This is a genomic window from Streptomyces sp. NPDC043952, from assembly GCF_056435325.1.
Genome location: NZ_JBWKES010000004.1, coordinates 266,675 through 291,112, shown reverse-complemented (window position 1 = coordinate 291,112; position 24,438 = coordinate 266,675). Strand labels below are relative to the sequence as shown.

Sequence of the window (24,438 nt, the reverse complement as noted above, 5' to 3'; positions counted from 1 at the left end):
ATCAGGGGGTTACAGTCACCGACGGACTTCCACCCGAGGTCCGCCTGCCCTGTCCTGCCAAAGACCAAGGGCACCCCCGAACCCTTACCGATGAGGGAACCCCCTTCGACTGAGGAAGGCGGCGACATGACCGACCCCCACGCCATCCAGCCGAGCGAGCTCGACCAGCTCCCGGACCGCGACCCCGAGGAGACCGCCGAATGGCAGGCCTCCCTGGACGCCGTGGCCAGGGAGGCAGGCCCGCATCGCGCCGCGTACCTGATGCGGCGCACGCTGGAGCGCGCCGAGGCGGGCGGCATCGCGCTGCCGAAGCTGCTGGAGACGGACTACGTCAACACCATCCCCACCTCCGCGGAACCGGCCCTGCCCGGCGACCCGGAGATGGAGGCCCGGATCACCGCCTGGAACCGCTGGAACGCGGCCGCGATGGTCACCCGCGGCAGCAAGCACGGCGTCGGCGGCCACATCGCCACCTTCGCCTCCGCGGCCTGGCTCTACGAGACCGGGTTCAACCACTTCTTCAAGGGCAAGGACACCGGGGAAGCCGCCGGGTCCGGCGACCAGCTGTACATCCAGGGCCACGCCTCCCCCGGCATCTACGCCCGCGCCTTCCTGGACGGCCGCCTGAGCGAGGCGCAGCTGGACAACTTCCGCCAGGAGGCGGGCGGCGACGGTCTGCCGTCGTACCCGCACCCGCGCCGGCTGCCCTGGCTGTGGGAGTTCCCGACCGTCTCCATGGGCCTCGGCCCGCTGTCGGCGATCTACCAGGCGCGCTTCAACCGCTACCTCACCAACCGCGGCATCAAGGACGTCTCGGCCTCGCACGTATGGGCGTTCCTCGGCGACGGCGAGATGGACGAGCCGGAGTCCACGGCGGCCCTGGCGCTCGCCTCCCGCGAGGGTCTGGACAACCTGACCTTCGTCATCAACTGCAACCTGCAGCGCCTGGACGGCCCGGTCCGCGCCAACTTCAAGATCGTGCAGGAGCTGGAGGCCCAGTTCCGCGGCGCCGGCTGGAACGTCGTCAAGACGCTGTGGGGCACCGCCTGGGACGAGCTGTTCGCGCTCGACACCACGGGCGCGCTGGTCCGCCGGCTGCGCCAGGTGCCGGACGCGCAGGTGCAGACGTACCAGACCCGCGACGCCGCCTACATCCGCCAGGACTTCTTCGGCGCCGACCCGGCGCTGGTGGAGATGGCGAAGCTGCTCAGCGACGACAAGATCCTGGAGTGCTTCCACCTCTCGCGCGGCGGTCACGAGGCGCGCAAGGTGTACGCCGCGTACAAGGCGGCCGTCGAGCACAAGGGCGCGCCGACCGTGATCCTGGCCCAGACGGTCAAGGGCCACACCCTGGGCGACGGCTTCGCGTCGAAGAACGCCAACCACCAGATGAAGAAGCTGACGGTGGACGAGTTCAAGACGATGCGGGACCTGCTCGGCCTGCCGATCAAGGACAGCGACTTCGTGGACGGCGTGGTGCCCTACGGCCACCCCGGCGCCGACTCCCCCGAGGTCCGCTACCTCCAGGAGCGCCGCGCGGCCCTCGGCGGCCCGGCCCCGGCCCGTCGTACGCACCCGCTGGCCCCGCTGCCCGCCCCGGCCGAGAAGGCGTTCACCTCCTTCGACAAGGGTTCCGGTTCGCAGAACGTGGCGACCACGATGGCCTTCGTCCGCCTCGTCAAGGACCTGGTCCGCGACAAGGAGACGGGCAAGCGGTGGGTGCCGATCGTCCCGGACGAGGCGCGCACCTTCGGCATGGAGTCGCTGTTCCCCTCGCTCGGGATCTACTCCCCCAAGGGCCAGACGTACGAGCCGGTCGACCGCGACCAGCTGATGTACTACAAGGAGGCCGAGAACGGCCAGATCCTCAACGAGGGGATCACCGAGGCCGGTTCGATGGCCGACTTCATCGCCGCGTCCACCGCGTACGCGACGCACGGCGAGGCGATGATCCCGTTCTACATCTTCTACTCGATGTTCGGCTGGCAGCGCACCGCCGACCAGATGTGGCAGCTCGGCGACCAGCTCGGCCGTGGCTTCCTCGTCGGCGCGACGGCCGGCCGTACGACGCTGACGGGCGAGGGCCTCCAGCACGCCGACGGCCACTCGCCGGTGATCGCCGCGACCAACCCGGCCGCGCTGTCGTACGACCCCGCGTTCGCCTACGAGATCGCGGTGATCGTCCGCGAGGGCCTGCGCCGGATGTACGGCGAGGCCAAGCCGGGCGAGGACCAGAACGTCTTCTACTACCTCACCGTCTACAACGAGCCGCTGCCGCAGCCCGCGAAGCCCGGTGTCCCCGGCGTCGACGAGGGCATCGTCAAGGGCCTGTACCGCTTCAACACCGCGGAGTCCGCGGGTGTGACGGTCCCGGCGAACGCGCCGCGCATCCAGCTGCTGGGTTCCGGCACGGCGATCCACTGGGCGCTGGACGCGCAGCGCCTGCTGGCCGAGGAGTGGGGCATCGCGGCCGACGTCTGGTCGGCGACGTCCTGGACCGAGCTGCGCCGTGACGCGCTGGAGGCCGACGCGGCCCTGCTGCGCGGCGAGGAGCGCGTGCCGTTCGTCCGCCAGGCGCTCCAGGGCGCCGAGGGCCCGGTCCTCGCGGTCTCCGACTACATGCGCCAGGTCCCGGACCAGATCGCGCAGTGGGTCGAGCAGGACTGGTCCTCGCTCGGCACCGACGGCTTCGGCCTCTCGGACACCCGTCCGGCCGCCCGCCGGCACTTCGGCGTGGACGCCGAGTCCATCGTGGTCGCCGCCCTCGCCCAGCTCGCCAAGCGCGGCGAGGTCAAGGCGACGGCGGTGAAGGAGGCGCGGGAGAAGTACGGCCTGTAAGCACCGCGGCGGGTCGGGGGAAGGGGTACGGCAGGCTGCCGTACCCCTTCTCTGTCAGTGCCCCCCGGCATCATGGGGGCCATGCGTGCGGCCCGGCTCATCAAGATGGTGCTCCTCCTCCAGGCGCGGTCCTGTATGACCGCCGGCGAGCTGGCGCGGGAGCTGGAGGTGTCGGAGCGGACGGTGATGCGGGACGCGCAGGCGCTGTCGGAGGCGGGCGTGCCGGTGTACGCGGACCGGGGGCGCTCGGGCGGGTACCGGCTGGTCGGCGGGTACCGGACGCGGCTGACGGGGCTGGCGCGCGGCGAGGCGGAGGCGCTGTTCCTCAGCGGGGTGCCGGGGGCGCTGCGGGAGATGGGGCTGGCGGACGCGGCGTCGGCGGCCCGGCTGAAGGTGGCGGCGGCGCTGCTGCCCGCCCTCCAGGACGCCCCCCGCACCGCGGCCCAGCGCTTCCATCTGGACGCGCCCGCCTGGTTCCGCGCGCCCGAGACGCCCGCGCTGCTGCCCGCGCTCGCCGAGGCGGTGTGGGACGACCGGTGCGTCACGGCCCGGTACCGGCGCGGGGACGGCGAGGTGGAGCGGCTGCTGGAGCCGTACGGGCTGGTGCTGAAGGCGGGCGCCTGGTACCTGTGCGCGCGGGTGCCGGACGCGGGGGCCTTCCGCACCTACCGCGTCGACCGGTTTGCCGCCGTGGACACGGCGGACCTCCGTTTCCGGCGCGACGAGGACTTCGACCTCCCCGGTTACTGGGCCGCCCAGGCCGAGCGGTTCGCGCGCTCGCTGCTGCGCGCCGAGGCCGTCGTACGGCTCTCCCCCGAGGGGGTGCGCCGGCTGCCGGAAGCCGTCGGCGCGCCGGCCGCGCGGGAGGGGCTGGCCGGTGCCGGGGAGCCGGACGGGTCGGGGTGGGTGACGGCGACGCTGCCGGTGGAGTCGGAGGAGGTGGCGTACGCCCAGCTGACCGGGCTCGGGCCCGAGGTGGAGGTGCTGGCGCCGGGGAGCCTGCGGGAGCGGTTCGCGCGGGACGCGGCGCGGCTCGCGGAGCTGTACGGCGCGGGGTGACGCGGCCGTCGTACTCCCGCGTGCGCCCCACCGGCGCAGGCCCGATGCTGGAGCGGTGATGGACGAGACGGAGTTCTGGGAGCTGGTCGACAGCACGCGCGAGGCCGCCGGGGGCGATCCCGAGGACCAGGCCGAGCTGCTGGTGGACCGGCTCGTCCAGCTGGACCCGGAGCAGGTCCTGGACTTCGCCCGTCACTTCGAGGCCCGCTACAACCGCGCCTACCGCTGGGACCTGTGGGGCGCCGCCGCGGTGCTCCTGGACGGGGCCGGCGACGACGCGTTCGACTTCTTCCGGTGCTGGCTGATCGGCCAGGGCCGGGAGGTGTTCGAGGGCGCCCTGCACGACCCGGACGCGCTGGCCGGGCTGCTGGACGACTTCGACGAGGAGGTCGACGGCGACGCCGAGGAGCTGGGGTACGCGGCCGACGAGGCGTACGAGCAGCTCACCGGCACCGTGGCCGCCGACCTCGGCCTCCCGCCGGCCCCCGCGGAACCGGCGGGCACGCCGCTCGACCTGGAGGACGACGCGCTGCTCGCCCGCCTCTACCCCAGGCTCTGGGAACGCTTCAGGGGCTGAGGGGCGGTCGGGACGACGCCGGGGCGGGGCGGCGGCTCGGCGGGTGCGTGGTGGCGAGCGGATGCGTGGTGGGCGGGGGCGTGGTGGGTGCGTTCGGCTGGTGCGTGGCGGGCGGGCGCGTGCCCGGTGATGGGGTGATGGGTGCGGGCGTGCCCGGCGCGTGCGTGGCGGGTCGGGTCGGCGTAGGAGTCCGGTGCCGGAGGCGGGTGCGGCCCTGGAGGCGGGCCGCCGTCTCCCTGATCTCGGGCAGCCGGGCGGCGAGGGCGGCGCCGGGGCAGTTGGTCATGAACCCGTCGTTGTGACCGGCGATGGCGGGCAGCGTGACCGCGGTGCCCGCGCGGAAGCGGCTGTGCCCGTTGCTGGAGACCAGCCGTACCCACGCGCGCGGATCGATGTCGGCCAGGCCCAGTTTCCAGGCGGCGAGGGCCGCGATGGCGTCGGTCATGGCCCGCGGCACCGGCACCCCCGCGGTGAAGGTGCCGATCGCGGCGATCCCGGCGGTGCGGTGGTTGAAGCCCTGCGCGTGGGCGCCGGTGACGGCCCGGTCGACGCCGCCCGCGCGGCCCTCGTAGATCGTGCCGCAGCGGTCCACGAGGAAGTTGTAGCCGATGTCGTCCCACCGCCGGGCGCCGGTCTGACCGGCGTACAGGCGGCGGATGATCTCGGGGGTGTCCGCGCACCGGTAGCCGTTGGGCGAGTCGGTGTGGTGCACGAAGACGGCGATCACCCTGTCGTCGTAACGCGGCGGCGGCTGGGCGTGCCCGGTTGCGCGGTCCAGCCAGGCGGAGCGCGGCACGATCAGGGGCCGCCCGGCGAGGTGGGCGCTCCCGGTCCCCGGCGCGGCGGAGCGCAGGTCCAGCGCGGCGGGCCGGTCGGGCGGGATCAGGGCGGCCCGCTCGGCGCCGCGCGCGTACAGGGCGAGCGCGAGGACGGCCAGCAGTCCGGGCAGGGAGCCCAGCAGCACCAGCAGCGGGCCGGGGACGATCCTCCTGGCCCTTCGGACGACGGACATGGTCCCACTCTTGAGCCGGCCGTCCCTGCCCGCGATGTGCGCTGTGCCACCTGGCGGAACCAACGTCCCGGTCCGGGACGTTTCTGTGGGTAGCGGCACACGTGGCCGGTTCGCCGTCGGCGCCCGATCATGTACCTGTGACCCTTCAGCGGGCCCGACCCGCCCGTGTGCGGGGTCCGAAGAGAAAGGCGGCTCCGTGGACCTCCTCGATCTGCTGCTGGTGCTGGTGATCCTCCTGTACGCCGCGTCCGGATACCGGCGCGGCCTGGTGGCCGGGTGCGTCTCGCTGGCCGGGTTCGTCGGCGGCGCGGTCGTCGGCGTATGGGCGCTGCCGTGGGTGACCGGCCAGGTGGAGCGGGGCACGGCGACCGCGACGGTGCTCGCGGTGCTGACCGTGCTGGTGCCCGCCGCGGTGGGCCATGAGCTGGCGGGCCGGCTCGCGCTGCGGCTGCGCGGCGGACTGGACCGGGGCCCGCTGCGCGTGGTGGACGGCGTCGGGGGCGCGGCGGCCAACGCGGTCGCGGTGCTGATCGTGGCCTGGGTGGCGGCGAGCGTGCTCAGCGCGGCCCCCTCGCCGGCCCTGACCACGGCGATCCGGGACTCCTCGCTGCTCGGCGCCGTGCAGCGGACGATGCCGGACACCACGCCCGCCTGGTTCTCGCGGGCCACCTCGGCGCTGACGGACGCGGGCTTCCCGCAGGTCTTCAACCCGTTCGAGAACGAGTCGACGGCGCAGGTGCCGCGCCCCACCGGGGACAGCGTGACGGTGGCCGCGACGAACGCCGCCAAGGCGAGCACCGTCAAGATCGAGGGTGTCTCGGGCAGCGAGGGCCGGGAGGGCAGCGGGTTCGTGTACGCGCCGGGGCGGGTGATGACCAACGCGCACGTGGTGGCGGGCATCGCCCGGCCGAGCGTGCGGGTGGGCGGGGTCGGCCCGGTGTACCCGGCGCGGGTGGTGCTGTTCGATCCCGACCGGGATGTGGCGGTGCTGTACGTGCCGGGGCTCGACGCGCCGGTGCTGCGCTTCGACACCGGGGCCTCGCGCGGGGACTCGGCGGTGGTGGCGGGCTATCCGCAGGACGGCGGCCTGAACCTCCAGGCGGCGACCGTGGGGAACCTGGTGCGGGCGACCGGGCAGAACATCTACAGCGACGGCGCGGTCACCCGCCGGATCTACTCGATCCGCTCCACGGTCCGGCCCGGCAACTCCGGCGGGCCGCTGCTGACGACGGACGGGCGGGTGTTCGGGGTGGTGTTCGCCCGCTCCACCTCGGACGCCGAGACGGGGTACGTGCTGACGGCCTCCGAGGTGGCGTCGGACGCCCGGCGGGGGGCGACGGCGACGGCGGCGGTGGACACAGGTGCGCTGGTGGGCTGAGCGGGCGGTGCGGTTGCCCTGTTACAGGGCGCGGCCCATGCAGATGTCGTCGACGTAGGCGCCGTCGAGGAGGAACTCGCCCGGCAGGACGCCCTCGACGGCGAAGCCCTCGGCCTCGTAGAGCTTCCTGGCCGGGGTGTTGTGGCCGAGCACGCGCAGGGTGAGGCGGCGGGCGCCGCGCGCGCGGGCCTCGGCGACGGCGGCCCGGATCAGCGCCCGCCCCAGGCCCCGGCCGCGGGCCTCCTCGGCGACCACGAAGCCCTGGATCGTGAGGACGTGGGCGTGCGCGGGGAGCGGGATCATCTGGGCGAGGCGGACGTAGCCGGCGACGCGGCCGTCCAGCTCGGCGAGGAGGAAGTCGCCGGGGTGGTGGCGCTCGTCGAAGACCGGCGGGTACGGCGGCTCGGGGCGGGGCATCACCGCGTGCAGGGTGGACCAGGTGTCCCGTTCGAGGCGGGCGAGGGGTTCCTCGTCGGCGGGCGTGGCGGGGCGTATGTGCGGCTCGGGCATGGGGGTCACCTTAAGCGGGCGGGTGCGGGGGGCCCAGCGGGTTTCCGCGCCGCGTGCCCACCCCCCGCGCCCCTTGTCCCGCGCCCGTTGTCCCGTGCCCCGCTCCCCACGCCCCGCGCTCCGCGCTCCGGGCGCGCGCGGGCGCTTCGTCGTGGCGCGCGAGGGCGCCGTGCGGCGCACGGAACGGATGTGACCGTATGCGACCTCCATGCGACCGTGCCCTGTCGATGCGCGACTCCTTACGACCGATCACGGCACTGATACTCGACGCGAACTCGCGTATCCCTGAAGCCGGTTGGGGGCACAACGTCTCCACCGACCGCTCAGCGCAACCACAGGAGGGGCCTCGTGCTTGAGCCCGCGAACCAGGTGGACGTCGTCATCGTGGGGGCCGGCATCGCCGGTCTCTCGGCGGCCCACCGGCTCACCAGCGCAGGAGTAACGACCGCGGTCCTGGAGGCCGCCTCGTGTGTCGGCGGCCGCATGTCGACGGAGAAGGTCGACGGTTTCCGGCTCGACCGTATCGGACAGCTGCTGTCCACCGCGTATCCCGAGCTCCGGCTGACACCGGGGCTGGACTCCCTGGTCCTGCGGTCCTTCGCGCCGGGCGTGCTGCTGCACCGCGACGGGCGCACCCACCGGGCGGGCGCGCCGGCGAGCGGGGGAAGCGCGAGGGGCGCACTCCATGCGGTGCGCGCCCTGGCGAGCGCCCCCAGGGGCGCGGCGGCGCCGCCCGGCAGGGGCGCCCCGGTGGGCGGCGCGATGGACCAGGCGCGGCTGGGCGCGGCGCTGAACCGGATCGCCACGATGCCGGTCGAGCGGCTTCTCGCCCGCCCGGAGCTGCCCGCCGCGCAGGCCCTCGCGGCCCGCGGGGTGCCGGCCCGCACGGTCGAGGGGTTCCTGCGGCCGCTGCTCGCCGCGCTGCTGTGCGACCCGGAGCTGACGACGTCCAGCAGGTGCGCCGACCTGGCGCTGCGGGCGTTCGCGGGCGGGCGGCTGTGCGTGCCGGAGGGCGGCGCGGACATGCTGCCGGAGCTGCTGGCGCGGGCACTGCCGCCGGGCACCGTGCACACCGGGGTGCGGGCCACCTCGGTGTCCACCACGTCGGTGACCACGGCGGAACACGGGGAGATCCGCTGCCGTGCGGTGCTGCTGGCGACCGACGCGCGCTCGGCGGCGGAGCTGCTGCCGGGGCTCAGGGTGCCCCGGTTCCATCCGGTGACGGTGGTCCACCACACGACGGACGAGCCGGCGGCGGCGTTCTCCACCGGCGCCTCGCTGCTGCTGGACGCGGACCGGGGCGGGCCGGTGGCGCACACGTCGGTGCTCAGCAACGTCGACCCGAGCCGGGCGCCGGCCGGCCGGGTGCTGATCTCCTCGACGGTGCTCGGCACCCCGCCGGAGGGGGTGGACACCGCGGTCCGCATCCACCTCTCCCGCCTCTACGGCACCTCCACGCGCCGCTGGGAGACGCTGGCCGTGCACCACACCCCGGAGGCGGTCCCGGTCATGCGCCCCCCGCACGACCTCCGCCGCCCGGTGCGCCTCCTCGCCGGCCTGTACGTCTGCGGCGACCACCGCGGCACCAGCACCCTCCAGGGCGCCCTGCACTCCGCCCACCGCGCCGCCCGGTCCATCCTCTCGGACCTCGGCGCCACGGGTTCCCTGCACAGCGCCGACCCGGCCCCGACGATGCCGAGGGCCGCCTGACACCTCCGCCGGCGCCGTCGCGGCGGCGCGCTCCGAATCGACCGCCTCCCTGATCCCGCCGCGACGGCGAGCAACCACGACGGCGCTTCCCTGCGGTGCCGAACCCTGCCCGGCCCGACGACCGGCCGAGGCCGGCCCGGCACCGCCGACCACCACCGCCGTGGCCGGGCGCCGTCGCGGCGGACGTGGAACCGACCGGCACCAGATCGGATCCGGCCCACTTCAGTTCAGGTCCGGCCGGCCTCAGTTCAGGGCCGCCACCTTCTCGTGGTAGGTCCGGGCCGGGGCCGCGTCCTTGTAGGGCTCCAGGCGGCGTTCGAAGTCGCGGATGTACTCGATGGCCCGCGCGCTGCGCATGTCCGCCGCCTGGACCGCGGCCTCGGCGGCCAGCGCGCACGCCTGGTCGAGTTCGCCGAGGCCGAGGCGGGCCGTGGCGAGGACGACCCGGCAGAACAGCCGGCTGCGGGCGTACGCGGGCGCGCGCAACTGGAGGGAACGCTCCGCGTGTTGCGCGGCGGCCCGGAACTGCTGGAGGTCCCGGTGGCAGTGCCCCAGCTCGTCCGCGAGCTGCGCCTCGTCGAAGAACCGCGCCCAGTACGGCACTTCGTCCCCCGGCCGGGCCGCCTCCAGCGCCCGCTCGGCCCGCACCAGCGCGGCCGTGCACGCCCGCACCTCCCCCAGCACGCCGTGCGCCCGCGCCTCCGCCGCGTGCAGCAGCGACTGCACGGCCGGCGGTCCCCCGGTGCCGATCCCCTGCTGGGCAACCCGCGCGAGCTGCACCGCCTCCCGGCCGTGCCCGAGGTACACCGCCTGCCTGCTCATCGTGACCAGCACGAAGGAGCCGTACGGCCGGTCGCCCGCCGCCTGCGCGAGCCGCAGCGCCTGCACGAAGTACCGCTGGGCCAGCCCGTGCGCCGCGATGTCGTACGACGTCCAGCCCGCCAGCCGGGTCAGGTCCGCCGCCGCCGAGAACAGCCGGCGCCCGGTGTGCTCGTCGTAGCTGCCGCGCAGCATCGGCTCGCACTCGTGCTCCAGGTACCGCACCAGCGCCTGCCGCGCGTGTCCGCCGCCGAAGCGGTCGTCCAGGGTGCGGAACAGCTCGCCCACCGAGCGCAGCGCGGCGATGTCGCCCGCGCCGACCCGGTGTCCGGGGACCCGCTCCAGGGGTCCGCGCGTCCGGGGCCGGGCGGCCGGGGGCCGCGGCACGCCCGGCCGGCCCTGCGCGGGCACCCGCGGCGCCGGCTCCCTGGCCACCCGTTCGTCGGGCTTGCCGATCAGCCAGTCCCGGCTGGGCACCACGAGCCCCGCCGGGGTGAACGCGATCTTGCGCAGCTCGGCGTGGCTGCCGGAGTCCTTGCGCCACAGCCCGCTGACGATGTCCACGGCCTCCTCCGGGGTGGCCGCGAACTCCAGCCCGGCGTACACCGGCGCGCACGCGTCCAGGCCGAGGTCCTGGGCGGAGAGCCGGCGGCCGAGCCGGCGGGTGAACACCTCGGCGATCAGCGCGGGCGTCGTACCCCTCGGCTGCTGGCCGCGCAGCCAGCGGGTGACGGAGGTCTTGTCGTATCTGAGATCCAGCCCGTGTTCGAGGCCGAGCTGGTCGACGCGCCGGGCCAGACCCGCGTTGGAGAACCCCGCCTCTGCGATGAGCGCGGCGAGCTGACGGTTGGGGGTGCGCTGCGCGGGTCGGTCCGTCATCGGTGGTGCGGTCTCCTGCCTCCGGGCCTCGTTACGTGCCGGGATTGCCTGTGAGCAGCCCTTTTGGCCTCATGAACGGCGCGAATGTAGCGGAGAGTGAGCACCCGCTCGGATACTTCAGCTTTCATTCATCCGATCGTGTGAGGATTGCCCGCAGGGCTGACGTCCCACGGACGGACGTACAGTGGCGTGGGCGCGTGACGTGCCTGACATCGCTAGGGAGGCGCTTGCCGTGAGTGAATTGCGGTTCGTCCGTATGGGGTTCGGCGCGGAGGCCGTCGACTACCAGGAGGCATGGGACGAGCAGCGCCGGGTGCACGCCGCCCGGTTCGCCGACGAGATCCCGGACACCGTGCTGCTCCTGGAGCACCCCCCGGTCTACACGGCGGGCCGGCGCACCGAGGACAGCGAGCGGCCGCTGGACGGCACCCCGGTGATCGACGTGGACCGCGGCGGCAAGATCACCTGGCACGGCCCCGGCCAGCTGGTGGGCTACCCGATCCAGAAGCTCCCGCGCCCGGTGGACGTGGTGGCGCACGTACGGCGCCTGGAGGAGGCCCTGATCCGCACCTGCGCGGAGTTCGGCCTGGAGACCACCCGCGTCGAGGGGCGCAGCGGGGTGTGGGTGCTCGGCGACCCGGTCGAGCAGCGGCCCGCGCTCGGCGGACTCTCCCTGGACTTCGACCCCCGGCTGACCGACGAGGAGTTCGACCCCCGTCTCAACGGCCCGGAGTACGCGCCCTCCAACGCCGGCCAGCGCCGCGAGGACCGCAAGATCGCCCAGATCGGCATCCGGGTCGCCAAGGGCGTCACCATGCACGGCTTCTCGTTCAACGTCTGCCCCGACATGAAGTGGTTCGACCGGATCATCCCGTGCGGCATCCGCGACGCGGGCGTGGCCTCCCTGGCCGGCGAGCTGGGCCGGGACGTCACGGTGGACGAGGTCGTGCCGGTGGCCGAGAAGCATCTGCGGGACGTCCTGGAGAACGCCGACCTCCGGCCGCGGCCGGTCGAGAAGGCGTCGGCCTGACGGATCCCCCGCGCGGGAATGCGCCCTGCGGTCGTGAGGTTGATCTCGGCGCCAGGGCGTGCAGAACACGGGCGTACCCTGGGGGACGCCGAAGAATCAAAGCTGAGGGAGCCGGTCGTGTCCGCAGTCGCACCCGACGGACGCAAATTGCTGCGCCTGGAGGTCCGCAACAGCCAGACCCCCATCGAGCGCAAGCCCGAGTGGATCAAGACGCGGGCGAAAATGGGCCCCGAGTACACCAAGATGCAGAACCTCGTGAAGAGCGAGGGCCTGCACACGGTCTGCCAGGAAGCCGGCTGCCCGAACATCTACGAGTGCTGGGAGGACCGCGAGGCCACCTTCCTCATCGGCGGCGACCAGTGCACCCGGCGCTGTGACTTCTGCCAGATCGACACGGGCAAGCCCGAGGCCCTGGACCGCGACGAGCCCCGCCGGGTGGGCGAGTCGGTGGTCACGATGGACCTCAACTACGCCACCATCACCGGTGTCGCCCGCGACGACCTGCCGGACGGCGGCGCCTGGCTGTACGCCGAGACCGTGCGCCAGATCCACCGGCAGACCGCCGAGCGCGCGGAGGGCCGTACGAAGGTCGAACTGCTCGCCCCGGACTTCAACGCGGTCCCCGAGCAGCTGGCCGAGGTCTTCGAGTCCCGCCCCGAGGTCTTCGCGCACAACGTCGAGACGGTGCCCCGGATCTTCAAGCGGATCCGCCCCGGCTTCCGTTACGAGCGCTCCCTGAAGGTCATCACCGACGCCCGCGACTTCGGCCTGGTCACCAAGTCCAACCTGATCCTCGGCATGGGCGAGACCCGCGAGGAGGTCAGCGAGGCGCTGAGGCAGCTGCACGAGGCCGGCTGCGAGCTGATCACCATCACGCAGTACCTGCGCCCCTCCGTGCGCCACCACCCGGTCGAGCGCTGGGTGAAGCCGCAGGAGTTCGTGGAGCTGAAGGAGGAGGCCGAGGAGCTGGGCTTCTCCGGGGTGATGTCCGGCCCGCTGGTGCGCTCCTCGTACCGCGCCGGGCGCCTTTACCAGATGGCGATCGAGAAGCGCGGCAGCTACGTCGCGAGCCAGGCCGTGTGAGCGCCATGCGCCTCACCGTGTGTGAATTCGCGCACAAGTAATTACCGGCCAGTAGCGGCCGGTTCGACGCGGTCCTGACCGTCCTCGCTGATGAGGGCACCCGTCAGGGCCGCGTCAGGGTTTGCGGCCGCCGTATCAAGGTTTCATCGGTGTTTGACCGCTCGGACACGCCCTGGTAACACCAATCAGTGACCCTCGAATCACGCCTCGTACACCACCCGCTCGCAGGGGGTATCTCGATCATGCAGGCCCCGCCGGTACGCGCCACCGCCATCCCCTCCCTCACCGACGCCCTCCGCGCCGTCGAGTCGCTGCTGATGAGCGGCGGCCAGCGCACCGCCCGCCGCAACGCCTGGACCTCGGTCCTGGAGGACCGCCGCCGGGCCAGGGACCGGGTGGAGGCGCAGCGCTTCTACGAGCGGTCCGCGGACGGCTCGTAGCCCCGCCGCCCCCGCGGGCACTGCCGTCGTCCGCGCTCCCGGCGGCACGTAGACTTCGTGCCATGGCGAGGAAGGAAACCGCGGCGGACGCCGCGAATGCCGGGCGACTGAAGCAGATCGCCCTCACGTACAAGATGACCCGCAAGGTCGACTCCAAGATCGGCCTTGTGCTCTCGGCCGTCGGGCTCGGCACGCTCGCGGTGTTCCTCGTGATCGGCTTCTTGCTGGGCCACCCGGTCTACCTGGGCATCTTCGGTCTGCTGGTGGGCCTGCTGGGGGCGGCGGTCGTGTTCGGCCGCCGGGCCGAGCGGGCCGCCTTCGGCCAGATGGAGGGCCAGCCGGGCGCCGCGGCGGCGGTGCTGGACAACGTCGGCCGGGGCTGGACCACCACCCCCGCGGTGGCGATGAACCGCAGCCAGGACGTGGTGCACCGCGCGGTCGGCAAGGCCGGCATCGTGCTGGTCGCCGAGGGCAACCCGAACCGGGTCAAGAGCCTGCTGGCCGCCGAGAAGAAGAAGATGAACCGCATCGTCGCCGACGTGCCGGTGCACGACATCATCGTGGGCAACGGCGAGGGCCAGGTCGAGCTGAAGAAGCTGCGCACCACCATGCTGAAGCTCCCGCGCGTGCTCACCGGCCCCCAGGTGACCACCACCAACGACCGGCTGCGCGCGCTCGGCGACCTGATGAGCAACATGCCGGTGCCGAAGGGCCCGATGCCCAAGGGCATGCGAATGCCGAAGGGCGGCAAGAGCGGCCGCTAGGCCGCGCTGCTCGACGCGTTACGACGAGGGGGGGCGCCCGGTGTGACACTGGGCGCCCCCCTCGTCGTACTCCTCGTTCCCGGCCCCTACGGGTCAGACCCGGACCTCGACCGTCTTGGCCAGTCGGTCGTGCAGGCCGCGGCCGTCGCGGTCCCAGACCAGGGCGGGGATGGCGAGGCACAGCAGGACGGTGCGCAGCAGGGAGCGCAGCGGGTTGACGGTGCCGGTGCCCAGGGCCACGACCCGGATGCCGAACAGGCGCTTGCCCGGAGTGAAGCCGATGGTGCCGACCAGCAGGGCGCTCATGACGAAGAAGACGCCGAGGGCCCAGTTGCCGGTGCCCTGGTCGTAGCCATGCGTGATCAGGCTGTATGCGATCAGCAGGCACAGCGCCCAGTCGACCGCGATGGCCCCGAGCCGCCTGCCCGGCCGGGCCAGCGAGCCCGGACCCTCCTCGGGCAGCCCCAGCTGTTCCCCCCGGTAACCGAAGTCCGCGCCGGCGTCTTCCATGGCCGCGCGAGGGCCGGAGAGCCACGATCCGAGTGCCTGCCTGTTGTCCACCCGACCACGGTACTGCGTCCCCATATGACCGGGGGACGCCGGGGTGTCCCGGAGCTACGGTGGACGAGTGCCCGGTTAACTTCAGCGAAACAATCGGGTCACGCCGGAGAAATCACCCGTCCCTAGGGTCGGGACGAGCGTGTGCCACCGCACTGGCCGCACGAACGATCTACCACCCCGGCGCGGACGGCCGGGAGTAGGAGGAGCTGGATGTTCCAGAACGCCGACGAGGCCAAGAAGTTCATCGCGGACGAGGACGTCAAGTTCATCGACGTCCGGTTCTGCGACCTGCCGGGCATCATGCAGCACTTCACCGTGCCCGCCGAGGCGTTCGACCCGGACGAGGAGCTGGCCTTCGACGGATCCTCGATCCGCGGCTTCCAGGCCATCCACGAGTCCGACATGGCGCTGCGGGCCGACCTGTCCACGGCTCGGGTCGACTCGTTCCGCCGGGACAAGACGCTCAACGTCAACTTCTTCATCCACGACCCGATCACGGGCGAGCAGTACTCCCGCGACCCGCGCAACGTCGCCCGCAAGGCCGAGGCGTACCTCGCCTCGACCGGCATCGCGGACACGGCGTACTTCGGCCCCGAGGCCGAGTTCTACGTGTTCGACTCGGTGCGCTTCCAGACCAGCGCGAACGAGTCCTTCTACCACATCGACTCCGAGGCGGGCGCCTGGAACACCGGTGCGGTGGAGAACAACCGCGGCTACAAGGTCCGCTACAAGGGCGGCTACTTCCCGGTCGCGCCGGTGGACCACTTCGCCGACCTGCGCGCCGAGATCTCCCTGGAGCTGGAGAAGTCCGGCCTGAAGGTGGAGCGCCAGCACCACGAGGTGGGCACGGCCGGCCAGGCGGAGATCAACTACAAGTTCAACACGCTGCTCGCCGCCGCCGACGACCTCCAGCTGTTCAAGTACATCGTGAAGAACGTGGCCTGGCGCAACGGCAAGACCGCGACCTTCATGCCGAAGCCGATCTTCGGTGACAACGGTTCGGGCATGCACGTCCACCAGTCGCTGTGGAGCAACGGCGACCCGCTGTTCTACGACGAGGCCGGGTACGCGGGCCTGTCGGACACCGCCCGCTACTACATCGGCGGCATCCTCAAGCACGCCCCCTCGCTGCTCGCCTTCACCAACCCGACGGTGAACTCGTACCACCGCCTGGTGCCCGGCTTCGAGGCGCCGATCAACCTGGTGTACTCGCAGCGCAACCGCTCCGCCGCGATGCGCATCCCGATCACCGGCTCCAACCCGAAGGCCAAGCGCGTCGAGTTCCGCGCGCCCGACTCCTCCGGCAACCCGTACCTCGCCTTCTCGGCGCTGCTCCTCGCGGGCCTGGACGGCATCAAGAACAAGATCGAGCCGGCCGAGCCGATCGACAAGGACCTCTACGAGCTGGCTCCCGAGGAGCACGCGGGCGTCGCGCAGGTCCCGACCTCCCTCGGCGCCGTCCTCGACCGCCTGGAGGCCGACCACGAGTTCCTCCTCCAGGGCGACGTCTTCACGTCCGACCTGATCGAGACCTGGATCGACCTCAAGCGCACCCAGGAAATCGCCCCCCTCCAGCTGCGCCCGCACCCGCACGAGTTCGAGCTGTACTTCGACGTGTGACCGAGCCGTCGCACCACGTGTGACCGACCCGTCGCAGCACCGGGGCCGCCTCCCGCGAGGGAAGCGGCCCCGGACGTGTGTCACGGCGTGAGTGCGTCAGGGCACCACGACCACCACCACGGGCGAGTTGTAGCCGTAGCCGAAGCCGTTGTTGAAGCCGAAGAAGCCGCCGCGATTGAAGCCCCGGTCGAAGCCGAAGCAGTTACGGCCGTAGCAGCCGCGGTTGGTGGTGACGTGGGTCTGGGTCGACGCCGACGCGGTGCTCGCGGTGGCCACGGTGGCCCCGCCCGCCAGCAGCACGCCGACGGCGGACACCGCGGCGAGACGCCTCGCGCGCTGTGCATTCATCGAACTGCCCTCCTTCCATTCCCCCGGCGCCGTTTCGGGCACCGGAAGATGGCCGCACCCGCGCCTTCGGCGGGACACGGTCGTGGGTGATGCCGCCTGTGTTCAGGAAGCAGGGCTGACGTTCCCCTGGTCGGCGGGGATGGCGCACGTCCGGCGCACCCTGCGGCGCGGCTCTGCTGAAAATGCTAGCGGCCGGATCAGCACCCGGCATCCGGACGCGAATCGGGCGTAAACGGGCTGCTCAGGAGCCCTGTGCAACCTTTCGTACCGTTCAGGCTTCCTATTTCCGGGGGGCCGACCAGATCATGCTCCCCGCAGCTGTACGGACGAGAGAGGTTGAACGGGGAATGTCTGAACAGGACGACTGGCAGCGGGAGTTCGATCTTCGCTGGGCGGACTCCGCCCCGCACAAGGAGCCTTCCGCCCGCGCCCGGATGCTCGCCGCCCGCTGGAAGGAGAACCCCCCGGACCCGGCCCCCTTCCGCGCCGACCCGGAGCCCGTGCGGCCCCGCCGCTCCTCCTGGGTGTCCACCGCGGTGGTCCTGGGCTGCGTGGCCGCGGTGATCGTGCTGCTGGGTTACGCTCAGATACGGAACGGTTACTGACCGATTACGAAGCGTCACGGAAGCCGTCGGTCGGGTGAGCGGGCCGTCCGGCCCCCTCCCCACGGCGTGCGGCAGGTGCACACTGGACAGCGGGACGAAGGTGCCTGACTGCGGGGTGATGCAAGATGCAAAGCCGCTTGAGGACCGACCGGCGACTGACCGTGCGGATGACGGTCACGATGTTCCTGCTGGGACTGCTGTACGTGGCGTTCATCGCCGCGCTGCTCGTGCTGCTGAAGTCCTGGCTGCTGGTCGTGGTCCTGATGGGCGCGATGTTCGTGGCCCAGTTCTGGTTCTCCGACCGGATCGCGATGTTCGCCATGCACGGGCGGGTCGTGGAGCGGGAGGAGTACCCGGAGCTGCACGCGGTGGTGGACCGGCTGTGCGCGATCGCGGACATGCCGAAGCCGACGGTCGCCGTGTCCGAGATGGACATGCCGAACGCGTTTGCCACGGGACGCAACGCCGATCACGCCGTGGTCTGCGTGACCACCGGGCTGCTGCGCCGCCTGGAGCCCGGCGAGCTGGAGGGCGTCCTCGCGCACGAGCTGTCGCACGTGGCGCACAAGGACGTCGCCGTGATCACCATCGCCTCCTTCCTCGGCGTGGTCGCGGGCCTGCTGGTGCGCTTCGCCTTCTACTCGCAGATCTTCGGCGGGGGCCGCAGGGACCAGAACACCGCCGTCGTCTTCGCGGGCGTGATGGGCGTCTCGGCGGCCGTGTACGCGATCAGCTTCCTGCTGATCCGGGCGCTGTCGCGGTACCGGGAGCTGGCCGCCGACCGCGCGGCCGCGCAGCTGACCGGGCGCCCCTCGGCGCTGGCCTCGGCACTCACCAAGGTCACCGGGGACATCGCCCGCATCCCGACCAAGGACCTGCGTACGGCCCAGGCGTTCAACGCCTTCTACTTCACCCCGGCGACCGGCAAGGAGCCGGGCATCGAGCGGTTCTTCTCCACCCACCCGACGCTCCAGCAGCGGCTGGACCAGCTGGGCCGGATCTCGGCGGAGCTGGGCGAGACCGTACCGGGGGAGGCCGACCGGGCATGAGCGGGACTCCGGAGAACGACGGAACGGACAACATGGCGCTGTCGCGGAAGGCGGGCTGAGCGTTGGGCCTGCTGGACATCCTGCTGGGGCGTACCAAGCCCGTGGCCCCCGATCTCGACCAGCTGTTCGCACTGCCCTCCGCCGCCATCACGCTCCAGGCGGCGATGGGCTTCACCCCGACCGGGCGGGGAGCGGTGTGCTTCGCCACCGTGGAGGGCGCGGCCTTCGAGCAGACCCACCGGGAGGTGCAGGCGCTGCTGGACGCGGACGCGGAGCGCGCCGGGACGCCGGTGGAGCTGCGCCGGGACGACTACGGCTACTCGTGGCTGGTCTCCCGCCGCTCCCCCGACCAGCTGCCGCAGCTCGTCAACGATCTGCACGCGGTGAACAGCTCCCTGGAGAGCAACGGCTTCGGCCCGCAACTGCTGTGCTCGCTGGCCGGCTTCGCCGACGACTCGGGACGCGCGCTCGCGCTCGTCTACCTCTACAAACGGGGCACCTTCTACCCCTTCGCCCCGCTGGCCGGGGGCGGCGAGCGCCGGGACAACGCGCTGGAGCTCCAGGTGAAGTCCGTACTCGCCGACGACCTGCGGATCGAGCAGGACCTGTCCCGCTGGTTCCCGGTGTGGGGCGCCCCCGGTCTGTGAGCGCCCCGGCCGAGCCGGGCGGGCGGCGCCGGGCGGTCCCGCGGGGGCATGCCCGGCGCCGCGGTGGATCAGCGGCTGTAGCGCATCAGCGCCCGCACCATGCGGCACGTGGTGTCGGACGGCGGGCGCATGCCGATGGTCTCGGCGGTGCCCCGGATGGTGTCGTCGTGCGCCTGGTCCGGCAGGTAGACGCCGGAGTCGAGCAGGGCGATGGCCAGGCGCATGGCCTTCAGGCGCCGGTTGTGCGCGACGTACCACTCGCGGGGGCGGCCGGCCGGCAGGGGGCGCTTCACGGCGGGCTCGTACGGCGAGTCGAACAGCACGGGGTGCCGGGTGGTGGACTGGGTGGGCGACGGCTTCGGCTTGAGAGCGGCAGCGGGCACGGGCATCCTCCAGACGCGATCAGGGCGCCGGCCGGCGAGCCCGGCGGCACCCTCGAACACTGCTTCTATTCTACGGCCGACCACTGACAAAAGGCCCTGGCCACAAGGGCTTTGGGGGCTGTCGGTACAAGGGTGGCGCACGGGTTCTCGCGTACCGTGGAGACATGGAGATCTGGATCAATCCGGCCTGTTCGAAGTGCCGCAGCGCGATCAGCCTGCTCGAAGCCGAGGGCGTCGGCTACACCGTGCGGCGCTATCTGGAGGACGTGCCGAGCGAGGACGAGATCAAGGCCGTACTCGGGCGGCTCGGCCTGGAGCCGTGGGACATCACCCGGACCCAGGAGGCGGCCGCGAAGGAACTGGGGCTCAAGGACTGGCCGCGGGACGAGAGTTCGCGCCAGCGGTGGATCCGGGCGCTGGCCGGACACCCGAAGCTGATCCAGCGGCCCATCATCACGGCGGACGACGGCACGGCGGTGGTGGCCCGCACAGAGGAGGCGGTACGGGAGGCCATCGCCCACGACTCCGCGTCCGGCTGACGGGGCGTCGTACGGGGGCGGCAGTGCGGGCCGGGGGCGGGCGCGAGCCGGACGACGGACGCGAGCCGGACAGCGGGCGCGAGGCGGACAGCGGGCACGAGGCAGGTAGCGGGCGCGAGGCAGGTAGCGGCGAAAACCGGGGGGCGGTGCGTGGGGTTCAGCACGTCAGGAAGTCGGTCAGCCGGTCCGTCAGCTCCGGCGGGGCCGCCTGGGGCGGGGCGTGGTGGGAGACGTCCGGCAGTACCGCGGTCGTGACGCGCGGCAGCAGCGCCTCGGCCGCCGCCGTGACCCGGCTCGGGTCGTGCACCTTGCCGGCCCCGGCCGCGAGCAGCAGCACCGGCACGTCGAGCGCGCGCAGCGCCCGTGCGTCCGGGCGCGGGCGGGTCACCGGTCTCGCGGCCGGGAACCCGGCACCGGCCTCCTGCAACCGCAGCCACTCGGGGGTCCGGGCCGCCGCTCCCCCGGTCTCCCGCTCCAGGAAGGTGCGCACCCGGCCCGGTGTGGGCCGCAGCAGCATCGGCAGGGCGCGCAGCAGATACCCCGGCCGGTATCCGGTGAAGCACTCGGTCGGGTCCAGCAGGAACAGGCGGCGGACCCGGCCGGGGACGTGCAGGGTGTACGACAGCGCGATCCAGGCGCCGTACGAGTGCCCGCCCAGGTCGGCGCGGTCGATGCCGAGGCCGTCCAGGAGCGCGTCCAGCCAGCCGGTCAGGTCGGCGAGTGTCCGGGGGTGCCGGCCGGGGGCGGGGGTGCTCAGGCCGGGGGCGCCGATGATGTCGGGGGCGTACACCCGGCGCGTACGGGCGAGGCCGGCGGCCTGGGCGTACCAGGTCAGGGAGGTGGCTCCGCCGCCGCCCGGCAGCAGGAGCAGCGGGGGCGCGTCGCGCGGACCGCAGACATGGACACGGGTCGCGCCGCAGGGGGTGGGGACGGTGAGCGCCTCGCGGTCGGCGGGCCACCGCGCGAGGAGCCCGTCGTACGCGCGCCGGAAGGCATCGCCGTCGTAACCGGTCACCGGACGGCCCCCTGCTGTCTCGTCGGTCCGCCTCACCCTACCGGCCGGGCCCCTACGTGATCCGGGGCACAAAACCCCCAGGTAACACGGGGTTCACATCAGGGCAATGGCCGGGAAACGGCCTGTTGGCAGGCTTCCGGGCAGATCGAGAGACGGCGCACGGCGCCGCACGGCACCCGCGAGTGCGCCCGAACCACCCCGAAGGATGTGTCCCCGTGACCTTCAAGGCCGAGTACATCTGGATCGACGGCACCACGCCGACGGCCAAGCTCCGTTCCAAGACGAAGATCATCGCGGGCACTCCGGCCGGTCTCGACGCGCTGCCGCTGTGGGGTTTCGACGGCTCCTCCACCAACCAGGCCGAGGGCCACGCCTCGGACCGCGTGCTCAAGCCGGTCTTCACCTGCCCGGACCCGATCCGCGGCGGCGACGACGTACTGGTGCTGTGCGAGGTCCTGAACACGGACATGACGCCGCACGCCTCCAACACCCGCGCCGAACTGGCCGAGGTCGCCGCCCGGTTCGCCGCGCAGGAGCCGGTCTTCGGCATCGAGCAGGAGTACACCTTCTTCGACGGCACCCGCCCGCTGGGCTTCCCCGAGGGCGGCTTCCCGGCCCCCCAGGGCGGCTACTACTGCGGTGTCGGCGCCGACGAGATCTTCGGCCGCGAGGTCGTCGAGGCGCACCTCGACCACTGCCTGAAGGCCGGTCTCGGCATCTCCGGCATCAACGCCGAGGTCATGCCGGGCCAGTGGGAGTTCCAGGTCGGCCCGCTCGCCCCGCTGGAGGTCTCCGACCAGCTGTGGGTGGCCCGCTGGCTGCTGTACCGCACCGCCGAGGACTTCAAGATCTCCGCGACCCTCGACCCCAAGCCGGTCAAGGGCGACTGGAACGGAGCGGGCGCGCACACCAACTTCTCCACCAAGGCGATGCGCGAGGGCTACGACGCGATCATCACCGCGTGCGAGGCGCTGGGCGAGGGCTCCAAGCCGCTGGACCACGTCAAGAACTACGGCGCCGGCATCGACGAGCGGCTGACCGGTCTGCACGAGACCGCCCCGTGGGACGAGTACACCTACGGCGTCTCCGACCGCGGTGCCTCGGTGCGCATCCCGTGGCAGGTCGAGGTGGACGGCAAGGGCTACATCGAGGACCGCCGCCCGAACGCCAACGTCGACCCCTACCTGGTGACCCGCCTGATCGTGGACACCTGCTGCACGGCGCTGGAGAAGGCCGGCCAGGTCTGAGCCACCCCGGAACACCCTCGGGACCCTCAGGGGCGCTCGCCGTTCGCGGCGGGCGCCCCTGACGTGTGTCCGGGTGTGCCTCGACGGGCGCGTCCGGATGTGCATCGATGGGCGCGTCCGGATGTGCATCGATGGGCGCGCCCCGTCCGCATCCTGAGACACCGATTCAGCCGTCTCCACACCGACAACTCGCTGATCAGGCTCTTGACTACGGCCCTCGGGGCCCTCGCAACGCAGACTTCACGCCAATGACACGTCCAACCTGTGAGAGGACTCTCGTGCCCGGCGCGCGCCTCTGCTTCAATGGGCGCATGGCCAGCTTCCAGAAGATCACCGCGACGGGTCGTCACGACCTCGAGCCCTTCTGGCCCTCCCGCCAGCATCACGACTTCGACCGGGTGTGTTGTCGCGCGATCACCGCGCGGGCCCTGTGAAGCCGTAACCCCGGCCTTCGGCCAGCGCGGAACGACGTACGTCCCGGCGCGCCCCGACCACGAATCGCGGCCGCCGTCCCTCCCGACGAACCTCTCGCGCGAAAGAGCTGACCTCTCATGGCGACCACTCGTTCCGTCTCCCCCGTCTCCGCCGTCTCTCCCGCCCCCTCCGCGGCCCCCCTGAACGCCCCCGCCCGGCACCGGCTGCGCGCCGTCGACCGGGACGAGGTGGTCGACGTGGCGGACTTCCTGCCGCCGGGCGCCACCTGGCTGCCCGCCCCGCAGCACACCCTGCCCGTCCTGCCCGGCCGCCCGCCGATGGTCGGCTACCTGGTGCTGGTCCCCGCCGACCAGCAGCCGCCGTTCCTGCCGGTCGCGGTCCCGGACCAGACGGGACAGGCGGAGCAGGCCGGGCGCGCGGGGCAGCCGGGCGCCGACCGTACCGGCCGGGCGGGCGCAGCGGTCCAGACGGCCCCCGAACCGCTGGTGCGGATCGACGCCGGGCGCCGCACCGCCTTCATCGAGGGCCGCGAACTCGACCTGACCTACCTGGAGTTCGAGCTGCTCGCCCATCTGGTGGCGCATCCGCACCGGGTGCACACCCGCGACCAGCTGGTCACCACGGTGTGGGGGTACGGCCATGTCGGCGACGGCCGCACGGTCGACGTCCACATCGCCCGGCTGCGCCGCAAGCTGGGCGCCGAGCACCGCCGGACCATCCAGACCGTGCGCCGGGTCGGCTACAAGTACATTCCGCCGACCGGCCGTTGAACCGCCGCTTCCGCCCTCGGCGTAGTCCCGCACCGCCCACCGCCTGACCGGGCAGGCTGCCCGGTATGAGACTTCTGGTGCTGGGCGGAACGGAGTTCGTGGGACGCGCCGTGACCGAGGCCGCCGTCGGGCGGGGCTGGGAGGTGACCGTCTTCAACCGGGGCAGCCGCCAACCACCGCCCGGCGCAGCGGCGTTGACCGGTGACCGCACCGCGCCGGGCGGACTGGACGCGCTCGCCGAGGGCGCCTGGGACGCGGTGGTGGACACCTGGCCGGCGGCCCCGCGCGCGGTGCGGGACACGGCCCGCCTGCTGCGGGGCCGCGCCGGTCGGTACGCGTACATCTCCAGCTGCTCGGTGTACGCCTGGCCCTGGCCGGCCGGGGCCAGGGAGGGTGCCGCGCTGGTCGAGGGCGCGGCGGCGGACGCGGAGCAGGGCGAGTACGCCCGGGACAAGCGGGGCGGTGAGCTGGCCGCGCTGGAGTCCTTCGGCGCGGACGGCTCGCTGCTGGTGCGGGCGGGGCTGATCCTCGGGCCGTACGAGAACGTGGGCCGGCTGCCCTGGTGGCTGAACCGGATCGCCCGCGGGGGCCCCGTCCTCGCGCCCGGCCCACGCGACCTGCCGCTCCAGTACATCGACGTCCGCGACCTCGCGGACTGGCTGCTCGGCGCCCTGGAGCGGGAGTCGAGCGGCCCGTACGACCTGGTGAGCCCGCCCGGTCACACCACCATGGGCGCGTTCCTCGACGCCTGCCTCGCGGCCACCGGCGCGGACGCCGAGCTGTGCTGGGCCGAGCCGCAGACGGTTCTGGACGCCGGGATCGAGCCGTGGACCGAGCTGCCGGTGTGGGTGCCGCCGGGCGGTGAGATGCACGCCGCCGTCCACGGCTGCGATGTGTCGCGGGCGCTCGCCACCGGGCTGGTCTGCCGGCCGGTGGCGGCGACCGTCGCGGACACCTGGCGCTGGCTGACCGGCATCGGCGGCACCCCGCCCCGGCGGTCCGGCCGCAGCCCGGTCGGCGTCGCGCCGGAGGTGGAGGCGAAGGTGCTGACCGCGCTGCGGGACGGCGTCACCGGCGCCGCTCTCCCAGGTGACGGCCGCGCAGGCTGAGGGAGTACCGG

At 72.9% G+C, this 24,438-nt stretch carries 24 protein-coding genes and 1 pseudogene; 18 read left to right on the top strand and 7 right to left on the bottom strand.

Features of this window, described 5'->3' with window-relative positions:
- Positions 1 to 126 precede the first annotated feature (126 nt).
- The 3 genes from aceE (at position 127) to AC069R_RS06885 (ending at position 4,474) form a co-directional block, all read left to right on the top strand.
- The gene (gene aceE / locus AC069R_RS06895) at positions 127 to 2,838 is read left to right on the top strand and encodes a pyruvate dehydrogenase (acetyl-transferring), homodimeric type (RefSeq protein WP_478765187.1); all 2,712 of its coding nucleotides are present in this window, start codon (positions 127 to 129) and stop codon (positions 2,836 to 2,838) included.
- Positions 2,839 to 2,919: 81 nt separating this feature from the next.
- On the top strand, positions 2,920 to 3,897 hold the full coding sequence (locus AC069R_RS06890; protein WP_478765185.1) for a helix-turn-helix transcriptional regulator: 978 nt from the start codon (positions 2,920 to 2,922) through the stop codon (positions 3,895 to 3,897).
- 58 nt (positions 3,898 to 3,955) lie between these two features.
- Positions 3,956 to 4,474 (top strand): DUF4240 domain-containing protein, encoded by a 519-nt coding sequence (locus AC069R_RS06885; protein ID WP_478765183.1) that lies wholly within the window; start codon positions 3,956 to 3,958, stop codon positions 4,472 to 4,474.
- Positions 4,475 to 4,682: 208 nt separating this feature from the next.
- Here AC069R_RS06885 and AC069R_RS06880 read toward each other — a convergent pair.
- Positions 4,683 to 5,486, bottom strand: a pseudogene (locus AC069R_RS06880) (peptidoglycan recognition protein family protein); the annotation flags it as partial.
- A 196-nt stretch (positions 5,487 to 5,682) separates the two neighbouring features.
- Between AC069R_RS06880 and AC069R_RS06875 the strand changes: the two are divergent.
- On the top strand, positions 5,683 to 6,864 hold the full coding sequence (locus tag AC069R_RS06875) for a MarP family serine protease (protein WP_478765181.1): 1,182 nt from the start codon (positions 5,683 to 5,685) through the stop codon (positions 6,862 to 6,864).
- A gap of 21 nt (positions 6,865 to 6,885) precedes the next feature.
- On the opposite strand, the gene AC069R_RS06870 is transcribed toward AC069R_RS06875, so the two are convergent.
- The gene (locus AC069R_RS06870) at positions 6,886 to 7,374 is read right to left on the bottom strand and encodes an N-acetyltransferase family protein (protein WP_478765179.1); all 489 of its coding nucleotides are present in this window, start codon (positions 7,372 to 7,374) and stop codon (positions 6,886 to 6,888) included.
- 348 nt (positions 7,375 to 7,722) lie between these two features.
- Between AC069R_RS06870 and AC069R_RS06865 the strand changes: the two genes are divergently transcribed.
- Positions 7,723 to 9,084 (top strand): NAD(P)/FAD-dependent oxidoreductase, encoded by a 1,362-nt coding sequence (locus tag AC069R_RS06865; protein WP_478765178.1) that lies wholly within the window; start codon positions 7,723 to 7,725, stop codon positions 9,082 to 9,084.
- 243 nt (positions 9,085 to 9,327) lie between these two features.
- On the opposite strand, the gene AC069R_RS06860 is transcribed toward AC069R_RS06865, so the two are convergent.
- Positions 9,328 to 10,782: a tetratricopeptide repeat protein gene (locus AC069R_RS06860; protein ID WP_478765177.1), complete on the bottom strand. Its 1,455-nt coding sequence runs from the start codon at positions 10,780 to 10,782 to the stop codon at positions 9,328 to 9,330.
- 232 nt (positions 10,783 to 11,014) lie between these two features.
- On the opposite strand from AC069R_RS06860, the gene lipB reads away from it, so the two are divergent.
- The 4 genes from lipB (at position 11,015) to AC069R_RS06840 (ending at position 14,099) form a co-directional block, all read left to right on the top strand.
- Entirely contained in the window at positions 11,015 to 11,812 is a 798-nt protein-coding gene (gene lipB, locus AC069R_RS06855) for a lipoyl(octanoyl) transferase LipB (RefSeq protein ID WP_478765175.1), read from the top strand.
- 117 nt (positions 11,813 to 11,929) lie between these two features.
- Entirely contained in the window at positions 11,930 to 12,895 is a 966-nt protein-coding gene (gene lipA / locus AC069R_RS06850; protein WP_478765173.1) for a lipoyl synthase, read from the top strand.
- A gap of 242 nt (positions 12,896 to 13,137) precedes the next feature.
- Positions 13,138 to 13,335 carry an SCO2195 family GlnR-regulated protein gene (locus tag AC069R_RS06845; RefSeq protein ID WP_397987314.1) on the top strand — a complete coding sequence of 66 codons (198 nt, stop codon included), beginning with the start codon at positions 13,138 to 13,140 and terminating at the stop codon, positions 13,333 to 13,335.
- 62 nt (positions 13,336 to 13,397) lie between these two features.
- Positions 13,398 to 14,099 (top strand): DUF4191 domain-containing protein, encoded by a 702-nt coding sequence (locus tag AC069R_RS06840; RefSeq protein ID WP_471059258.1) that lies wholly within the window; start codon positions 13,398 to 13,400, stop codon positions 14,097 to 14,099.
- A gap of 93 nt (positions 14,100 to 14,192) precedes the next feature.
- Here AC069R_RS06840 and AC069R_RS06835 read toward each other — a convergent pair whose 3' ends face one another.
- Positions 14,193 to 14,660, bottom strand: a complete 468-nt coding sequence (locus AC069R_RS06835) for an RDD family protein (protein ID WP_397986303.1) — start codon at positions 14,658 to 14,660, stop codon at positions 14,193 to 14,195.
- A gap of 210 nt (positions 14,661 to 14,870) precedes the next feature.
- Here AC069R_RS06835 and glnA point away from each other — a divergent pair, with 210 nt between their 5' ends.
- Positions 14,871 to 16,280 (top strand): type I glutamate--ammonia ligase, encoded by a 1,410-nt coding sequence (glnA, locus tag AC069R_RS06830; protein ID WP_478765171.1) that lies wholly within the window; start codon positions 14,871 to 14,873, stop codon positions 16,278 to 16,280.
- Positions 16,281 to 16,376: 96 nt separating this feature from the next.
- Here glnA and AC069R_RS06825 read toward each other — a convergent pair whose 3' ends face one another.
- A complete protein-coding gene (locus tag AC069R_RS06825) occupies positions 16,377 to 16,628 on the bottom strand; it encodes a hypothetical protein (protein WP_478765169.1) in 252 nt (83 codons plus the stop codon).
- Positions 16,629 to 16,975: 347 nt separating this feature from the next.
- On the opposite strand from AC069R_RS06825, the gene AC069R_RS06820 reads away from it, so the two are divergent.
- The 3 genes from AC069R_RS06820 to pspAB all read left to right on the top strand — a co-directional run bounded on the left by AC069R_RS06820 (position 16,976) and on the right by pspAB (position 18,929).
- On the top strand, positions 16,976 to 17,233 hold the full coding sequence (locus AC069R_RS06820; protein WP_478765167.1) for an SCO2583/SCO2584 N-terminal domain-containing protein: 258 nt from the start codon (positions 16,976 to 16,978) through the stop codon (positions 17,231 to 17,233).
- A gap of 125 nt (positions 17,234 to 17,358) precedes the next feature.
- Positions 17,359 to 18,282, top strand: coding sequence for a zinc metalloprotease HtpX (gene htpX / locus AC069R_RS06815; protein WP_478765166.1), 924 nt, complete (start codon positions 17,359 to 17,361; stop codon positions 18,280 to 18,282).
- A 62-nt stretch (positions 18,283 to 18,344) separates the two neighbouring features.
- A complete protein-coding gene (gene pspAB / locus AC069R_RS06810; RefSeq protein WP_478765164.1) occupies positions 18,345 to 18,929 on the top strand; it encodes a PspA-associated protein PspAB in 585 nt (194 codons plus the stop codon).
- Positions 18,930 to 18,997: 68 nt separating this feature from the next.
- Here the strand turns inward: pspAB and AC069R_RS06805 are convergent, their stop codons facing one another.
- Complete coding sequence (locus AC069R_RS06805; protein ID WP_397986297.1) at positions 18,998 to 19,312, bottom strand: hypothetical protein; 315 nt, start codon at positions 19,310 to 19,312, stop codon at positions 18,998 to 19,000.
- A 164-nt stretch (positions 19,313 to 19,476) separates the two neighbouring features.
- On the opposite strand from AC069R_RS06805, the gene AC069R_RS06800 reads away from it, so the two are divergent.
- Entirely contained in the window at positions 19,477 to 19,851 is a 375-nt protein-coding gene (locus AC069R_RS06800; RefSeq protein WP_478765162.1) for an arsenate reductase family protein, read from the top strand.
- A 157-nt stretch (positions 19,852 to 20,008) separates the two neighbouring features.
- Here AC069R_RS06800 and AC069R_RS06795 read toward each other — a convergent pair whose 3' ends face one another.
- Positions 20,009 to 20,866 carry an alpha/beta fold hydrolase gene (locus AC069R_RS06795; RefSeq protein WP_478765160.1) on the bottom strand — a complete coding sequence of 286 codons (858 nt, stop codon included), beginning with the start codon at positions 20,864 to 20,866 and terminating at the stop codon, positions 20,009 to 20,011.
- Between the two features lie 215 nt (positions 20,867 to 21,081).
- Here AC069R_RS06795 and glnII point away from each other — a divergent pair, with 215 nt between their 5' ends.
- From glnII to AC069R_RS06775, 4 genes are all read left to right on the top strand, one after another.
- Positions 21,082 to 22,113 carry a glutamine synthetase gene (gene glnII, locus AC069R_RS06790; protein WP_478765158.1) on the top strand — a complete coding sequence of 344 codons (1,032 nt, stop codon included), beginning with the start codon at positions 21,082 to 21,084 and terminating at the stop codon, positions 22,111 to 22,113.
- A 311-nt stretch (positions 22,114 to 22,424) separates the two neighbouring features.
- Complete coding sequence (locus AC069R_RS06785; protein ID WP_397986293.1) at positions 22,425 to 22,547, top strand: hypothetical protein; 123 nt, start codon at positions 22,425 to 22,427, stop codon at positions 22,545 to 22,547.
- A gap of 117 nt (positions 22,548 to 22,664) precedes the next feature.
- Positions 22,665 to 23,318 (top strand): winged helix-turn-helix domain-containing protein, encoded by a 654-nt coding sequence (locus tag AC069R_RS06780; RefSeq protein WP_478765156.1) that lies wholly within the window; start codon positions 22,665 to 22,667, stop codon positions 23,316 to 23,318.
- Positions 23,319 to 23,383: 65 nt separating this feature from the next.
- On the top strand, positions 23,384 to 24,427 hold the full coding sequence (locus AC069R_RS06775) for an NAD-dependent epimerase/dehydratase family protein (RefSeq protein ID WP_478765154.1): 1,044 nt from the start codon (positions 23,384 to 23,386) through the stop codon (positions 24,425 to 24,427).
- Positions 24,428 to 24,438 lie beyond the last annotated feature (11 nt).

What these genes read in the sequence shown, in the direction of transcription:
- aceE (WP_478765187.1), top strand. Translation starts at nt 127, where the DNA reads ATGACCGACCCCCACGCCATCCAGCCGAGCGAGCTCGACCAGCTCCCG.
- AC069R_RS06890 (WP_478765185.1), top strand. Translation starts at nt 2,920, where the DNA reads ATGCGTGCGGCCCGGCTCATCAAGATGGTGCTCCTCCTCCAGGCGCGG.
- AC069R_RS06885 (WP_478765183.1), top strand. Translation starts at nt 3,956, where the DNA reads ATGGACGAGACGGAGTTCTGGGAGCTGGTCGACAGCACGCGCGAGGCC.
- AC069R_RS06870 (WP_478765179.1), bottom strand. Translation starts at nt 7,374, where the DNA reads ATGCCCGAGCCGCACATACGCCCCGCCACGCCCGCCGACGAGGAACCC.
- AC069R_RS06860 (WP_478765177.1), bottom strand. Translation starts at nt 10,782, where the DNA reads ATGACGGACCGACCCGCGCAGCGCACCCCCAACCGTCAGCTCGCCGCG.
- AC069R_RS06845 (WP_397987314.1), top strand. Translation starts at nt 13,138, where the DNA reads ATGCAGGCCCCGCCGGTACGCGCCACCGCCATCCCCTCCCTCACCGAC.
- AC069R_RS06840 (WP_471059258.1), top strand. Translation starts at nt 13,398, where the DNA reads ATGGCGAGGAAGGAAACCGCGGCGGACGCCGCGAATGCCGGGCGACTG.
- glnA (WP_478765171.1), top strand. Translation starts at nt 14,871, where the DNA reads ATGTTCCAGAACGCCGACGAGGCCAAGAAGTTCATCGCGGACGAGGAC.
- AC069R_RS06825 (WP_478765169.1), bottom strand. Translation starts at nt 16,628, where the DNA reads ATGAATGCACAGCGCGCGAGGCGTCTCGCCGCGGTGTCCGCCGTCGGC.
- AC069R_RS06820 (WP_478765167.1), top strand. Translation starts at nt 16,976, where the DNA reads ATGTCTGAACAGGACGACTGGCAGCGGGAGTTCGATCTTCGCTGGGCG.
- htpX (WP_478765166.1), top strand. Translation starts at nt 17,359, where the DNA reads ATGCAAAGCCGCTTGAGGACCGACCGGCGACTGACCGTGCGGATGACG.
- AC069R_RS06800 (WP_478765162.1), top strand. Translation starts at nt 19,477, where the DNA reads ATGGAGATCTGGATCAATCCGGCCTGTTCGAAGTGCCGCAGCGCGATC.
- AC069R_RS06785 (WP_397986293.1), top strand. Translation starts at nt 22,425, where the DNA reads ATGGCCAGCTTCCAGAAGATCACCGCGACGGGTCGTCACGACCTCGAG.
- AC069R_RS06780 (WP_478765156.1), top strand. Translation starts at nt 22,665, where the DNA reads ATGGCGACCACTCGTTCCGTCTCCCCCGTCTCCGCCGTCTCTCCCGCC.
- AC069R_RS06775 (WP_478765154.1), top strand. Translation starts at nt 23,384, where the DNA reads ATGAGACTTCTGGTGCTGGGCGGAACGGAGTTCGTGGGACGCGCCGTG.